Here is a 13,678-nt window from a genome sequence, read left to right on the forward strand (position 1 = left end):
GCCCTCGCGGTGCTCATCGCGCTCACCTTCCTGCCGGCCCTCCTGGGCCTGCTGGGCACCCGAGTGTTCGCCGCCCGCGTCCCCGGCATCAAGGCCCCGGACCCGGAGGATGACCACCCGACGATGGGTCTGCGCTGGGTGCGCCGCGTGCGCAAGCGCCCCGTCGTCCACCTGCTCGTCGGCGTGGTCCTCCTCGGCCTGCTCGCCATCCCGGCCGCCGGTATGCGCCTGGCGATGCCCACCGACGGCACCGCCACCCCGGGCACCCCGCCGCGCATCGCGCATGAGATCACCGCCGACGCCTTCGGCCCGGGCCGCGACGCCCCGATGATCGCCCTCCTCGATCTCGAGGACATCGACCCGCAGGAACGCCCGATGGTGATGGGCGCGGGCGTCGAGAAGTTCATTGGCACCGATGGCGTGGTCAACGCCCAGGTCGTCGGCACCACCGAGGACTTCTCCGCCGCGCAGGTCCTCATCACCCCCGAATACGGCGCGACGCACCCGGAGACCACCGAGACCCTGCAGACGCTGCGCGACGCCGACCTCGGCGTGCCCTTCGGCATCACCGGTGCGACCGCGATCTTCGACGACATCTCCGACCGCCTGCAGAACGTGCTGCTGCCGTACATCGGCATCGTGCTCGTCCTCGCGTTCCTCGTGCTGCTGCTGGTGTTCCGCTCCATCTGGGTCCCGCTGATCGCGGCGCTCGGCTTCGGACTCTCCGTCGCCGCCACCTTCGGCATCACCGTCGCCATCTTCCAGGAGGGCGCGCTGGGCATCATCAATGATCCGCAGCCCCTGCTGAGCTTCCTGCCGATCATGCTCATCGGACTCGTTTTCGGTCTCGCCATGGACTACCAGGTCTTCCTGGTCACCCGCATGCGCGAGGGCTGGTCGCACGGCAAGACCGCCGGCAACGCCACCTCCAACGGTTTCAAGCACGGTGCCCGCGTGGTCACTGCCGCGGCGCTGATCATGATCTCCGTCTTCGCGGCGTTCATGGCACAGGACATGGTGTTCATCAAGACCATGGGCTTCGCGCTGGCCGTCGCCGTCGCCCTCGACGCCTTCGTCGTGCGCATGATGATCATCCCGGCGACGATGTTCCTTCTCGACGAACGCGCCTGGTGGATCCCCCGCTGGCTCGACCGCATCCTGCCCACCGTGGATGTGGAGGGAGAAGGGCTCAAGGATGTCCGGACTGCGTGAGTCGAAAAAGGCCGCCACGCGCGCGCAGATCGCCCGCGCCGCGGCAGGCCTGGCACTCGACCAGGGCGCTGAGGCCCTGACCGTGGCCGCCGTCTCCGAGGCGGCGGGCGTATCGACGCGCACCTTCCACAACTACTTCACCGCCATGGACGAGGCTCTGCTGGAGTTCATGGTCGGGCGCGTCACCGAGCTCACGGACGGTCTGCGCCAGGCCCCCGCTGATGCCGGGCTTCTCGACGCCATCCGCTGGACCATCATTCAGGGTCTGCAGGGCGACGCAGGTGTGGATTCCCACCTGGATTCCTTCGCCACCCTGTTCCGGATCTCTGATCTGCTGCTCACCATGCGGGGGGCGGCGGCGGTGCACGACCTCGACGGGCAGTTGCGACCGCTGTTCGAGAAACTGCGTGCCCGCACCCCCGACCTCGATCCCTTCGAGGCCGAGGTGGCCATCCGCGCGGCCGCGACCATCGCCCAGACCGCACTGGAGCACTACTTCACTCTGCCGGAGCCGAAAGACCCGGCGGCAGCGCAGGAGCTGGTCCGCCGGGCCTTCGCGGTGGTGCGCCTGGGTTAAGCCGGGCCCTGCACGTAGGTCACGTGGGTCTCCACGAACTCCATGAGTCCGTGCTTGCCGTCCGCTCCGCCGATACCGGAGTTGCGGCGGCCAGCGTGGTAGCCCTGCATCGCCTCGAAGTTCTCACGGTTGATGTAGGTCTCGCCGTAGAGCAGCTCCCGGGAGGCCCGCAACGCCAGGTTGAGGTCGTTGGTGTAGACGGAGCTGGTCAGCCCGTACTCGGAGGCGTTGGCGATCTCCAGTGCCTCATCGAGGTCGCGCACCTTGACGATCGGCGCCACCGGCCCGAAGATCTCCTTGCGTGCGATCTCCATGTCGGCGGTGGCACCCGCCAGGATGGTGGGCTGGAAGAAGTGACCGTCGCCCTTGTCGGTCGCGCGCTCACCGCCGGTGACCACGCGGCAGCCGGCCGACACCGCATCGCCGACCTTGGCCTCCACGCCCTCGATGGCGCGGGCGTTGATGAGCGGACCCATGTCCAGCTCCTCCTGCTCCGCAGGATTGCCGTAGCGGGTGGATTCAAACTTGGCGGTGAGCTTGTCCAGGAACTCATCGTGCACGGACTCCTGCACCAAGATGACCTCGGCGCAGTTGCAGACCTGGCCGGTGTTGATGACGCGGGAATTCCAGATGGCGTCGGCGGCGAGATCAAGGTCGGCGTCGGCCAGCACGATCGCCGGGGCCTTGCCACCGAGCTCCAGGTTGACGCGGGTGAGGTTCGCGGCGGCGCTGGCCATGATCTTCTTGCCCGTGGGCACCGAGCCCGTCATGGAGATGAGATCCACATCGGGGTGCTCGACCAGCGACTGCCCCACCTCGGAGCCGGTGCCGCCGACCATGTTGAACACGCCTGGGGGCAGACCGATGCTGTCGACGAGCTCGCAGAACTCGAAGGCGTTGATGGGCGTCTCCTCCGAGGGCTTGATGACGATCGTGTTGCCCGTGACCAGGGCCGGCGCCATCTTGCGGGCGATGAGGAAGAAGGGGAAGTTCCACGGCAGGATGCCGCCCACCACGCCGATCGGCTGGTAGGTGAGGAAGATCGTCTCACCCGGACGATCGGAGGGGATGATCTCACCCTCCACGCGGCGGGCGAATCCGGCCATGTAGTCGAAGTAGTCGGCGGTGAAGTTCACCTCGACCTCGGCGAGCCCCCGGACCTTGCCCTGCTCGCGAACCAGGTAGTCGGCGAAACGGTCGACATGCTCGCGGAGAGTGCTGGCCAGGGCGGTGAGGTAACCCGCCCGCTCGATGGCGGGCAGCTTGGCCCACGCGGGCTGGGCGGCCTTGGCGGCGCGGACCGCAGCGTCGACGGCCTCTGCACCCGAGGCCGGTGCCTGGGCCAGAACCTCGCCCGTGGAGGGGTTGAGCACGTCGATGTGGTCGTTGGCATCAACGAACTCGCCGTTGATGTAGTTCCGGTAGGGGGACACAGTGATCTCCAATCGCTGACAGTGTCGGATGCCACTATTTTAGCGATAGGAGACCTGCATCGCAGTCGGCTTAGGCCGGGGCCTCGACCGGCTCCTCGGTGACGACGATGCCGTCGGCGTCGGCGTAGAGGATGTGGCCCGGGACGAAGTCGACGCCACCGAAGGAGACGGTGATGTCCTTCTCACCGGCGGCGTCCTTGGCGGACTTGCGCGGGTTGGTACCCAGCGCCTTGGTGCCGAACTGCATCTCGCCCACGACGGCAGAATCACGGATGGCGCCGAGGATGACCACGCCGGCCCAGCCGTTGTCCACACCGGCCTGGGCGATCATGTCACCCATGAGGGCGGTGTGAACGGAGGAGTCACCGTCGACGACCAGCACGCCGCCGTTGCCGGGGCTGTTGAGGGTCTTCTTCACCAGACCGTTGTCCTGGAAGCACTTGATGGTGGTGATCGGGCCGCAGTACTCGGTGACGCCGCCGTAGTTGAAGAACTGGGTGTCACAGGAACGGACGACGTCCTCGCCGATGATGTCGACCAGATCGGCGGTGGGGATGAAGGTGATGGTCATGCGGGGGTCTGCCTTTCAGGGGTGGTGGGTACAGCGGTGTCGAATTCACGCGGTCGAAAGGGGTGCTGTTCGGTGTCCGGGATCACTGGTGTCGACGGGGCGAATTCACAAGGGGCGTGGCCAGAAAGCGCGAAGCGGCGTGCGCCGTGATTTCTCACGAGGCACGCCGCTTGCGTTTACACCTGGTTGAGCCGGTGGCTCAGGTCAGTTCCTAGTGGAACTGGCCCTCCTCGGTGGAGCCCTTGAGGGCGGTGGTGGAGGACTCCGGGTCAACGGTGGTGGCGATGGTGTCGAAGTAGCCGGCGCCAACCTCACGCTGGTGCTTGACGGCGGTGAAGCCGCGCTCCTCGGCAGCCTTGAACTCGCGGTTCTGCAGGTCGACGAAGGCGGTCATGCCCTCGCGAGCGTAGCCGTAGGCCAGGTCGAACATGCCGTAGTTGAGGGCGTGGAAGCCAGCCAGGGTGATGAACTGGAAGGTGAAGCCCATCGCGCCCAGCTCCTTCTGGAACTTGGCGATCTCGTCTGCATCGAGGTGTGCGGACCAGTTGAAGGACGGGGAGCAGTTGTAGGACAGCAGCTGGTCCGGGAACTCCTCGTGGACGCCGTCGGCGAACTTCTTGGCGAGCTCGAGGTCCGGGGTGCCGGTCTCCATCCAGATCATGTCGGCGTACGGAGCGTAGGACTTCGCACGGGAGATGCAGGGCTCGAGGCCGTTCTTGATCTTGTAGAAGCCCTCAGCGGTGCGCTCACCGGTGATGAACGGCTGGTCGCGCTCGTCAACGTCGGAGGTGATGAGGGTGGCGGCCTCAGCGTCGGTACGGGCGATGACGACGGTCGGGGTGTTGGCGACGTCGGCAGCCAGGCGAGCGGAGGTCAGGGTGCGGATGTGCTGCTGGGTCGGGATGAGGACCTTGCCGCCGAGGTGGCCACACTTCTTCTCGGAAGCGAGCTGATCCTCCCAGTGGGTGCCTGCGGCGCCAGCGGCGATCATGGCCTTCTGGAGCTCGTAGACGTTGAGGGCGCCACCGAAGCCGGCCTCACCGTCAGCGACGATCGGGAGCAGCCAGTTGTCGACGGAGGTGTCACCCTCGACGCGGGAGATCTCGTCGGCGCGCAGCAGAGCGTTGTTGATGCGACGGACGACGTTCGGCACGGAGTTGGCCGGGTACAGGGACTGGTCCGGGTAGGTGTGGCCGGAGAGGTTGGCGTCACCGGCGACCTGCCAGCCGGAGAGGTAGACAGCCTGCAGGCCGGCGCGGGCCTGCTGGACAGCCATGTTGCCGGTGAGGGCACCGAGGGAGTTGATGTAGGAGCCGTCGCGCTTGGAGACCTTCTCCCAGAGGATCTCAGCACCGCGGCGTGCGAGGGTGTGCTCCTCAATGACGTTGCCCTGAAGCTGCTCCACCTGCTCTGCGGTGTAGTCGCGGGTGATGCCTTCCCAGCGGGGGTTCTCGTCCCAATCCTTCTGGATCTCAGCTGCAGTACGTGCCTGGCCGGTAGTGGTCATAGAGAGGACTCACTTTCCTGTCTTAATCGCCGGGTTCTTCATCGAATGTCCGGCAGGGGGATGGAGGAGGATCCACCGTCGGGCGTGTTAAACCGTTTTCGGTGGCATGACTCACAGAGTGCCCTCAAAAGTGCCCGCCGTCAATGGGTCGGGGGGTCCAAATTGTGTGCGGGGGTAGCGGGGGATTTTGCTAATATTGCAAATGCCACAAGTTAAGTCACTTCAATGCCCGTTTCGCCCCCAGTGCCGTGGCCTGCACAAACGAAAGCAATTCAAAACCGCAGGTACCGACCGCCGCATCCACTTCTGCCCGCGAATCCCACAGTGAGACGCCTGCCACCACAGGGGTAGCGTGCGGCGAAATCGGCAAAACCATTTACCCCGTGACTGGAATCACTTAGGCTGGAGGCATCGCCTTGCCGCGACTGATTCCGCATACCCTCACCCTCCAAGGAGCATTCAGATGACCCAGACTGAGCCGAAGGACACGACCGAGCGCATCGACGTTGCCGGCCTCCAGGTCGCCAAGGTTCTGCACGACTTCCTCGCCAACGACGTCCTTCCGGCCGTGGGTGTCGAGGCCGACGAGTTCTGGTCCGGCTTCGCAGAGATCGTCAAGGACTTCACCCCGCGGAACAAGGAGCTCCTCGCCCGCCGCGATGAGCTGCAGGCCAAGCTCGACGAGCACTTCAAGGCCAACCCGGGCCAGCCGGATCCGGCGGAGCACGAGGCCTTCCTGCGTGAGATCGGCTACCTCGTCGACGCTCCGGAAGAGGGAGAGATCCGCACCCGCGGCATCGACGACGAGATCGCCTCCACCGCCGGCCCGCAGCTGGTCGTCCCGATCCTCAACGCCCGCTTCGCCCTCAACGCCGCCAACGCCCGCTGGGGTTCCCTGTACGACGCCCTCTACGGCACCAACGCCATCTCCGAGGAGGACGGCGCCGAGAAGGGCAAGGGCTACAACCCGGTCCGCGGCAAGAAGGTCATCGACTGGGGCCGCGACTTCCTGGACAAGGCGGTCCCGCTGGACGGCGCCTCCCACGCGGACGTCGATAAGTATTCTGTCATCGACGGCTACCTGGCCGCCCACGTGGGCGGCAACGAGCACCGTCTGCAGGACAAGACCGCCTACCGCGGTTTCTCCGGTTCCCTCGAGGACCCGGCGTCCATCCTGCTGCGTAACAACGGTCTGCACATCGAAATCCAGATCGACCCGTCCACCCCGGTGGGCAAGGACGACAAGGCCGGCGTCAAGGACATCGTCCTCGAGGCCGCCGTGTCCACCATCATGGACTTCGAGGACTCCGTCGCCGCCGTCGACGCCGAGGACAAGGTCGTCGGCTACCGCAACTGGTACGGCCTCAACACCGGTGACCTGCAGGAAGAGGTGGCCAAGGGTGACAAGACCATCACCCGTAAGCTCAACCAGGACCGCGAGTTCATCGGCCGCAACGGCACCGACATCCGCCTGCACGGCCGTTCCCTGCTGTTCGTCCGCAACGTCGGCCACCTCATGCAGAACCCGGCCATCCTCGTCGACGGCGAGGAGATCTTCGAGGGTCTCATGGACGCCGTCATCACCGTCGTCTGCGCCATCCCGGGCCTGAACGTGCGCAACCCGCTGCGCAACTCCCGCACCGGTTCCATCTACATCGTCAAGCCGAAGCAGCACGGCCCGGACGAGGTCGCCTTCACCAACGAGCTGTTCGGTCGTGTCGAGGATCTGCTCGGCCTGCCGCGCTACACCCTCAAGGTCGGTGTCATGGACGAGGAGCGTCGTACCTCCGTCAACCTGGACGCCTGCATCATGGCCGTCGCTGACCGCCTGGCCTTCATCAACACCGGCTTCCTCGACCGCACCGGTGATGAGATCCACACCTCCATGCAGGCCGGCCCGATGGTCCGCAAGGCCACCATGCAGAAGGAGACCTGGAAGCAGTCCTACGAGGACGCCAACGTCGACGCCGGCCTGGCACGCGGCCTGTCCGGCAAGTCCCAGATCGGCAAGGGCATGTGGGCCATGACCGAGCTCATGGGCGAGATGCTGGAGGCCAAGATCGGCCAGCCGCGCGAGGGCGCGAACACCGCCTGGGTCCCGTCCCCGACCGGAGCCGTCCTGCACGCCACCCACTACCACGAGGTGGATGTCTTCGCCCGCCAGGAGGAGCTGAAGAACGACGGCCGCCGCGACACCTTCCACGGCCTGCTGACCGTCCCGGTCTCCCCCACCGCCGACTGGTCGGAGGAGGAGATCAAGGAGGAGCTGGACAACAACTGCCAGTCCATCCTGGGTTACGTCGTCCGCTGGGTCGAGCAGGGCGTCGGCTGCTCCAAGGTCCCGGACATCCACGATGTCGACCTCATGGAGGACCGCGCCACCCTGCGCATCTCCTCCCAGCTGCTGTGCAACTGGCTGGTCCACGGTGTGGTCACCGAGGAGCAGGTCATGGATTCCCTCAAGCGCATGGCGGAGGTCGTCGACCGCCAGAACGAGGGCGACCCGGCCTACCTGCCGATGGCCGTCGACTTCGACCACTCCATCGGTTTCCAGTCCGCGAAGGATCTCATCCTCAAGGGCACCGAGTCCCCCTCCGGCTACACCGAGCCGATCCTGCACGCCAAGCGTCGTGAGTTCAAGGAGCGCCAGGGCATCAAGTAGGCCCGCCGCTGCTGCCGGAACCCCGGTCACCGTTCGTGGTGACCGGGGTTCGTCCCGTTATTGTGGGGGGCATGCATCTTCCTGCCCCCACCTCGCTGGCCGATCTGCGTGCCGACGGCGCCCTCATCCAGGCCGACATCGACGCCACGTGGACGAGCGCCATCGGTCGGGTGGAGGGCATCGAGTATTCGGGCGACATCGCCCGGGTCCACACCCGCGCCGGCGCCCGCGACCTGCCCGCCACCGAGGTGGCCCGCATCGCCGACGGGCAGTGGACCTGGTCGCGGGGCTACGAGCTCGACATCCCCGAGCTGTCGTCACCGCGGCCGGCCTCCGATGTGCTGCTCTGCGCCGCCCGTACATTGCACGGCAATGTCCCGGTGTTCCTGGCCCCCTTCCCCGACGGTCAGCGGGCGATGGCGATCGATTTCCGTCCCTCCCCCGGCCCCCTCCGCAGCGCGCTCACGCTTGGTCTGGCGCAGCTGCCGCCAGAGCTCGACACGCGTCGCGCGCTGCTCTCCCTCGCCGCAGCCCGCGGCCTCGGGGTACGCGAGACACCGACGACCTTCGAGTTCGCCGACGGTACAGCGGTCACCTTCCGGGAAGGCCAGCCTGCTGCAGTATCCGGTGGCATGCGTGAAACCGATGTCCTCGCAGACGCCCTCTATTACTCGGCGGAGCATCAATTGCTTCTCGACGGCCGCTTCCCCGACGCCGAGATCTCCCTCGACATCGCCTCCGGGCGTGCCATCGTCCACCACGAGTTCTCGGCCGATGCCGTCATCGTCGCCACCATCACCGGGGACACCTGGACCTGGGGCTGGGCGGATCCTCATCTGCCGCCGTCCCCGGCCGCCAATCTGCGCCGCTTCGGCATCGACCACGGTCTGCTCGACCTCGTGCGCCCCCGGATCCCGGCGCGCCCGGAGCTCATCGAGGTGTGCAAGCCCATCCTCGACATCTGGACCCATGCCACCGTTGCCCTCAACTCCCAGACCCGCGCCGTTGTCCTCCTCTCGGCGCCGGAGCTCACCCTCCCGGGCCCGGAGGCGCCGACCACCGGGCAGGCGGTGGCGGTGACGTTGCAGGCGGCGGTGCCGGAGGGTGTGGATAAGCAGCGGGCCCGGGCGGCCTACGCGCAGCGGCGCGGGGTCACCCTGCCAGCACCGCCAGAATGATCGCCAGGGCAGGCAGTGCCAGCAGCAGGGCGAGGATGCCCCAGGCGGCTGGCCGCGCGACGTTGAGGGAGGTGTTCATGCCTCCCTCGAGGCTGACGAACACCTCAGGGTCCTCGGGGTCCCAGTAGAACCCCCACCGCCCGCGGCGGTCCTTCTCCGAGGGCGGGTAGGCGGCATCGACTCGCCGGTGCATCCGCACCAGCTGCCAGAGGAAGACCACCGTGACCAGTACCAACAAGCCGATGAGCAGCAGCACCGACAACGGGCCGCTGTGTCCGAGCAGCGAGCCGGTGACCGCCACGGCGAGGACGGTCGAAAGCCAGAACAGGTACGACGCCAGCAGGGGATTGATCTCCCGGGACATCATCTGCTGCCGCTCCCCTGCCTCCTTGGCCACCGCGTGGATGATGCCCGCGCTCATCACCCCGGTGACCAGGGTCAGCCCGGGCCCCAGCGCCACCAGGCCCGCGGCCGAGGCGAAGGACTTCGTGGCCCAGGCATCCGGTTCCCCGCGCGGACCGAAGTGGACGGGCATGGGGTCGGGCACGAGGTGGAAATTCACCCACAGGTACCCCAGGCACACCGCCACGACGGCGGGAATCCCGAGGTACCAGGTGCGGGTGCTCATCGCAGGACGGCCCGGTACTCCTCCGGGTCGTGGGGCTGCGTCCACTGCGCGTCCTGGGTCTTGTCCACCAGGACAGCGCGGATGCCCTCGGCGAAGTCCGGCTGGCGGCGGATGAGCTCACCGAGGCGTTCCTCGTTGTCCAGACCGTCGCGCAGGGTCGCGGCGTCGCGGTTGGCCAGGTAGAGCTCGGCGGCGGCCACGGTCGCGGACGGGGAGGCCTTGGCCATGAGTTCGCGGACGGTGTCGACGAACTCCCGGTTGGTGTGCGCCTCCAACGCCGCGTCGATGTCCGCCCAGGAGCCGGCACCGAAGGTGGCCTCGATGTCCGCGCGCCATGCCTCGATCTGCGAGGGCTCGTCGGAGCTGGTGGCGTGCTTGTCCACGGCGGCGTCGACACCCAGCTCGATGACGTCCTCGGTGAAGGCCGCGGCGTCCTCCACGAGGTGGGTCGCCAGGCCGAGATGGAGCATGTCGGCGGCGGTCATGCGGTAGCCGGTGAGTCCGATGAAGGCGCCGATCGCCGGCGAGGAGTTCTCCCAGCGCTGCGAGGACCAGGAAACGCCGACGTCGGTGATGTAACCGATGGCCATCTCCGGCATCGACGCCCACGCCTTCGGAGTGGTCACGCGATGGGAACCGTGGGAGGAGACACCCAGACCACCGCCCATGACAATGCCGTCCCAGACCGCGATGTAGGGCTTGGGGTAGGTGCCGATGAGGTTGTTCATCGCGTACTCGTCCACGAAGAACGCATCCACGTCCTTGTCCTCCCCGGCGAGGATCCCCTCGCGGGCGGAGCGGACATCACCACCCGCGCAGAAGGCCTTCGGGGAGGCGGAGATGATGAGCACCTGGTGGATCTCCGGATCCTCGCGCCACTGTTCGAGGGCGTCGGTGATGATGCGGATCATCTCGTGGTTGAGGCTGTTGAGCGCCTTCGGGCGAGCAAGCTCGAGGACGCCGGTATGGTGGCGGACGCTGACATTCACGGGCTGTTCATTCATGCCCGACAGCCTACCGACGCGAAAGGTCACAGTAATGGAGTTCCGGATCATCGCCCTCGACATGGACGGCACGCTTCTCGACGCCGCCGGCCAGATCCCCGACTCCTTCTGGCCTGTCCTCGAGGAACTACGATCCCGCGGGGTGGCCGTGGCACCCGCCTCGGGTCGCCAGTTGGCCACGCTGCAGGCCATCTTCCCCGGCGAGACCTACATCGCCGAGAACGGCACGTGCGTGTTCCATGACGGGGAGATCGTCTCCACGACGCTTCTCGACGCCACCACCGTCCACACCGTCATCGACGTCGCCGCGGACCTCGACATGGACCTGGTGGTGTGCACCCCCACCGTCGCCTACCACCGCCCGGGAATCTCTCCGGAGACGGAGAAGGAACTGGAGAAGTACTACCACTCGAGACAGGCGACGGATGACCTGCACGCAGTCGCCGACGTGATCAAGCTGGCCGGCTTCACCACCTCCGACGCGGAGGCCACCATCTACCCCGTGCTGGCCGACGCCGCCCCCGAGGCCAACGTCGTCGTCTCCGGCGCCCACTGGGTGGACATCATGCACGCCGACGCGGGCAAGGGCCGGGCGTTGCGGGCGCTCGCGGAGGCGATGGGCGTCGATAAGCAGCACACTGCCGCCTTCGGCGACTACCTCAACGACCTGGAGCTGCTGGAGGCCGCGGGCACGGCGTGGGCGATGGACAACGCCCACCCGGAGATCAAGGCCATCGCCGACCACATCGCGCCGCCGAACACGGAGGCCGGTGTGGTCACCGTCCTCCGCGAGCTGCTCAGCTAGCTACTTCTTGTTCTTCTTCTTGCGCTGGGGCTGCGCGAGCTTGGCGGCCACGTCCGGCACGTAGCGGAACTCGGCGCGCGGGGGACGCTCGTAGCCGTTGTCGGAATCCGGGCGATCCGGGATCTGCGGCAGCGGGCGCTCGATCTTCTCGTAGGGGATCGTCGACAGCAGATGCGAGATGACGTTGATGCGGGAACGCTTCTTGTCCTCGCTCTCCACGGTGTACCAGGGCGCGGAGGGGATGTCGGTGTGGATGAACATCTCGTCCTTGGCCCGGGAGTACTCCTCCCAGCGCGTGATGGACTGCAGATCCATCGGCGAGAGCTTCCAGCGACGCAGCGGATCCTCCAGGCGGGACTGGAAGCGCGCCAGCTGCTCCTCGTCGGAGACGGAGAACCAGTACTTGCGCAGCATGATCCCGTCCTCGATGAGCAGACGCTCGAAGATGGGGGCCTGGTGCAGGAAGCGGCGGTACTCCTGAGAGGTGCAGAAGCCCATGACGCGCTCGACACCTGCGCGGTTGTACCAGGAGCGGTCGAAGATGACGATCTCGCCCGCGGTCGGCAGCTTCTCCACGTAGCGCTGGAAGTACCACTGCCCCTGCTCGCGGGAGCTCGGGGCCGGGAGCGCCTCGATGCGGGCGGTGCGGGGATTGAGATACTGGGTGATGCGCTTGATCGCCGAACCCTTGCCGGCGGCGTCACGGCCCTCCATGATGATGACCACGCGCGCGCCGGTCTCCACGACCCACTGCTGCATGTCCACCAGTTCCGCCTGGAGGCGCTTGAGTTCCTTTTCGTAGGACTTCTTGTCCAGCTTCTTCGGCTTGGTGATCTTCTCGGCAGTGTCCTTGTTGGCCATGGTTTTTAGATTACCCTCAGCTCACCTGGAACTCGGACATCCGGTCCCAGTCGGTCTTGCCTTCAATGACGGTGTTGATGATCTGCGGGGTCTCCGCCAGGATCGTCGGGAAAAGCTCGGTGGCCTTCTTAAAGTGCTCGGAGTTCACATGGGCCTCGGCGGCATCGTCGTGGAAGGCCTCGTTGAGAAAATATTCACTGGGGTCGTCGGTATTACGGGCCCAGTCGAAGAAGATGCAGCCCTCCTCCGCGCGGGTGGCGGTGGTGAACTCATCGACCAGCTCACGGAAGTTGTCGACGTACTCGGGCAGGGGCTTGAAGCGAACGTTGATGAGGATCATGGTTTCCAGGGTACGTGACCTGCGGTGGAGGTGTCGCCGCTGGTCACGGCTGTGCACATGGTGCCGTGAGTGCCGTTATTTTCGTGGCTGTCAGTGCTCCAGAGGGATCTTTGTGGGATTCTTCCCCCATGATCTTCCTCGACGATGCCCTCGGCCACTGACTGCTCGCCGACACTTGGCGCGAAATGCTCGATGCTCTCCCGGAGCTCGTGCCGGAAGAGCCGAACCTGCAGACTGTGCTCTCGGAACGTCCGTTCCTACGAGATCTTGAATACGTTCGAGATGAAAACGTACTGACCGTCGAAAGTGACTGAGGTGCCAAACGGAGCGATGACGTCAAAGTCGAAGTCGGCCCGGTCGAAGTTATTCAGCAGCAAACGAGCAGCATCTTCGGAAAGTCGGACAACTTCAACGGTGAACCATCCGTTCTCAGTAAACCTCAGGTCACTGTGCTGGTACATGCCGTAATCAAGCTTTTCAAACACGAGTTCACCAGCGGTAGCCTCGCGGGACACCTCGTCCGCAAGAGCTGCGGCTTGCGCATTCTCCGTGTGTCCCTGTCGCTTGAGCTCCTCAACCAACTTGACATTCAGCTTTGCCGCAACGGCCTCACCGTCGATGCCGGAAGGCTGAGGAGCAGGCTGCGTCGGCTGCTCAACTACGGCACCCCCACCGGAGGAGGAACCCCCAAAAGAGCTGGCGTGCGCTGCGGACAGGGGGGCGATGGCGACTGTGGCGGCCGTGGCGGCGGCGACTGCGAAACGAATGAACTTTGTCATGAAACTAACCGTAGGACTCTCACACCTAACAGGCAGGCAATATGCAGGAAGTACCCATTTTCGGGGCTACCCCTCCAGCTGCTCCCCCACCTCGAGCCACTCCATCTCCAGCGCCTCATGC

The 13,678-nt window shown here is 66.0% G+C and carries 13 protein-coding genes; 5 read left to right on the plus strand and 8 right to left on the minus strand.

The features are described 5' to 3' along the window. The coding region (locus Q4F73_RS08150; RefSeq protein ID WP_303358854.1) for an MMPL family transporter at nt 1–1,212 on the plus strand (1,212 nt) is incomplete at its 5' end. Then, a complete protein-coding gene (locus Q4F73_RS08155; protein WP_303358855.1) occupies nt 1,196–1,789 on the plus strand; it encodes a TetR/AcrR family transcriptional regulator in 594 nt (197 codons plus the stop codon). The genes Q4F73_RS08150 and Q4F73_RS08155, both read left to right, overlap by 17 nt. On the opposite strand, the gene aldA is transcribed toward Q4F73_RS08155, so the two are convergent. The 3 genes from aldA to aceA all read right to left on the minus strand — a co-directional run bounded on the left by aldA (nt 1,786) and on the right by aceA (nt 5,300). Then, nucleotides 1,786–3,234: an aldehyde dehydrogenase gene (gene aldA / locus Q4F73_RS08160; protein WP_303358856.1), complete on the minus strand. Its 1,449-nt coding sequence runs from the start codon at nt 3,232–3,234 to the stop codon at nt 1,786–1,788. The genes Q4F73_RS08155 and aldA overlap by 4 nt on opposite strands. Before the next feature lie 58 nt (nt 3,235–3,292). Further along, nucleotides 3,293–3,793 carry a ribonuclease E activity regulator RraA gene (gene rraA / locus Q4F73_RS08165; protein ID WP_303358857.1) on the minus strand — a complete coding sequence of 167 codons (501 nt, stop codon included), beginning with the start codon at nt 3,791–3,793 and terminating at the stop codon, nt 3,293–3,295. Between the two features lie 211 nt (nt 3,794–4,004). Next, complete coding sequence (gene aceA / locus Q4F73_RS08170) at nt 4,005–5,300, minus strand: isocitrate lyase (protein WP_303358858.1); 1,296 nt, start codon at nt 5,298–5,300, stop codon at nt 4,005–4,007. 463 nt (nt 5,301–5,763) lie between these two features. On the opposite strand from aceA, the gene glcB reads away from it, so the two are divergent. Both glcB and Q4F73_RS08180 read left to right on the plus strand, forming a co-directional pair. After that, on the plus strand, nt 5,764–7,962 hold the full coding sequence (gene glcB / locus Q4F73_RS08175) for a malate synthase G (RefSeq protein ID WP_303358859.1): 2,199 nt from the start codon (nt 5,764–5,766) through the stop codon (nt 7,960–7,962). Between the two features lie 71 nt (nt 7,963–8,033). Continuing rightward, a complete protein-coding gene (locus tag Q4F73_RS08180) occupies nt 8,034–9,140 on the plus strand; it encodes a DUF6882 domain-containing protein (protein WP_303358860.1) in 1,107 nt (368 codons plus the stop codon). On the opposite strand, the gene Q4F73_RS08185 is transcribed toward Q4F73_RS08180, so the two are convergent. Next, nucleotides 9,115–9,768, minus strand: coding sequence for a DUF1648 domain-containing protein (locus Q4F73_RS08185; protein WP_303358861.1), 654 nt, complete (start codon nt 9,766–9,768; stop codon nt 9,115–9,117). The two genes, Q4F73_RS08180 and Q4F73_RS08185, sit on opposite strands and share 26 nt — an antisense overlap. After that, complete coding sequence (locus tag Q4F73_RS08190) at nt 9,765–10,772, minus strand: enoyl-CoA hydratase/isomerase family protein (RefSeq protein ID WP_303358862.1); 1,008 nt, start codon at nt 10,770–10,772, stop codon at nt 9,765–9,767. The genes Q4F73_RS08185 and Q4F73_RS08190 overlap by 4 nt, the downstream gene beginning before the upstream one ends. 34 nt (nt 10,773–10,806) lie before the next feature. Here Q4F73_RS08190 and Q4F73_RS08195 point away from each other — a divergent pair, with 34 nt between their 5' ends. Then, entirely contained in the window at nt 10,807–11,577 is a 771-nt protein-coding gene (locus Q4F73_RS08195) for an HAD family hydrolase (RefSeq protein WP_303358863.1), read from the plus strand. Here the strand turns inward: Q4F73_RS08195 and ppk2 are convergent, their stop codons facing one another. The 3 genes from ppk2 to Q4F73_RS08210 form a co-directional block, all read right to left on the minus strand. Next, complete coding sequence (gene ppk2 / locus Q4F73_RS08200) at nt 11,578–12,438, minus strand: polyphosphate kinase 2 (RefSeq protein ID WP_303358864.1); 861 nt, start codon at nt 12,436–12,438, stop codon at nt 11,578–11,580. A 16-nt stretch (nt 12,439–12,454) separates the two neighbouring features. Further along, nucleotides 12,455–12,778 (minus strand): putative quinol monooxygenase, encoded by a 324-nt coding sequence (locus tag Q4F73_RS08205; protein WP_303358865.1) that lies wholly within the window; start codon nt 12,776–12,778, stop codon nt 12,455–12,457. Nucleotides 12,779–13,035: 257 nt separating this feature from the next. Continuing rightward, nucleotides 13,036–13,557 carry a hypothetical protein gene (locus Q4F73_RS08210; protein WP_303358866.1) on the minus strand — a complete coding sequence of 174 codons (522 nt, stop codon included), beginning with the start codon at nt 13,555–13,557 and terminating at the stop codon, nt 13,036–13,038. Nucleotides 13,558–13,678 lie beyond the last annotated feature (121 nt).

Origin of the sequence: Corynebacterium sp., from assembly GCF_030535495.1 — a bacterium.
In the GTDB taxonomy this organism is placed as follows: Bacteria; Actinomycetota; Actinomycetes; order Mycobacteriales; family Mycobacteriaceae; genus Corynebacterium.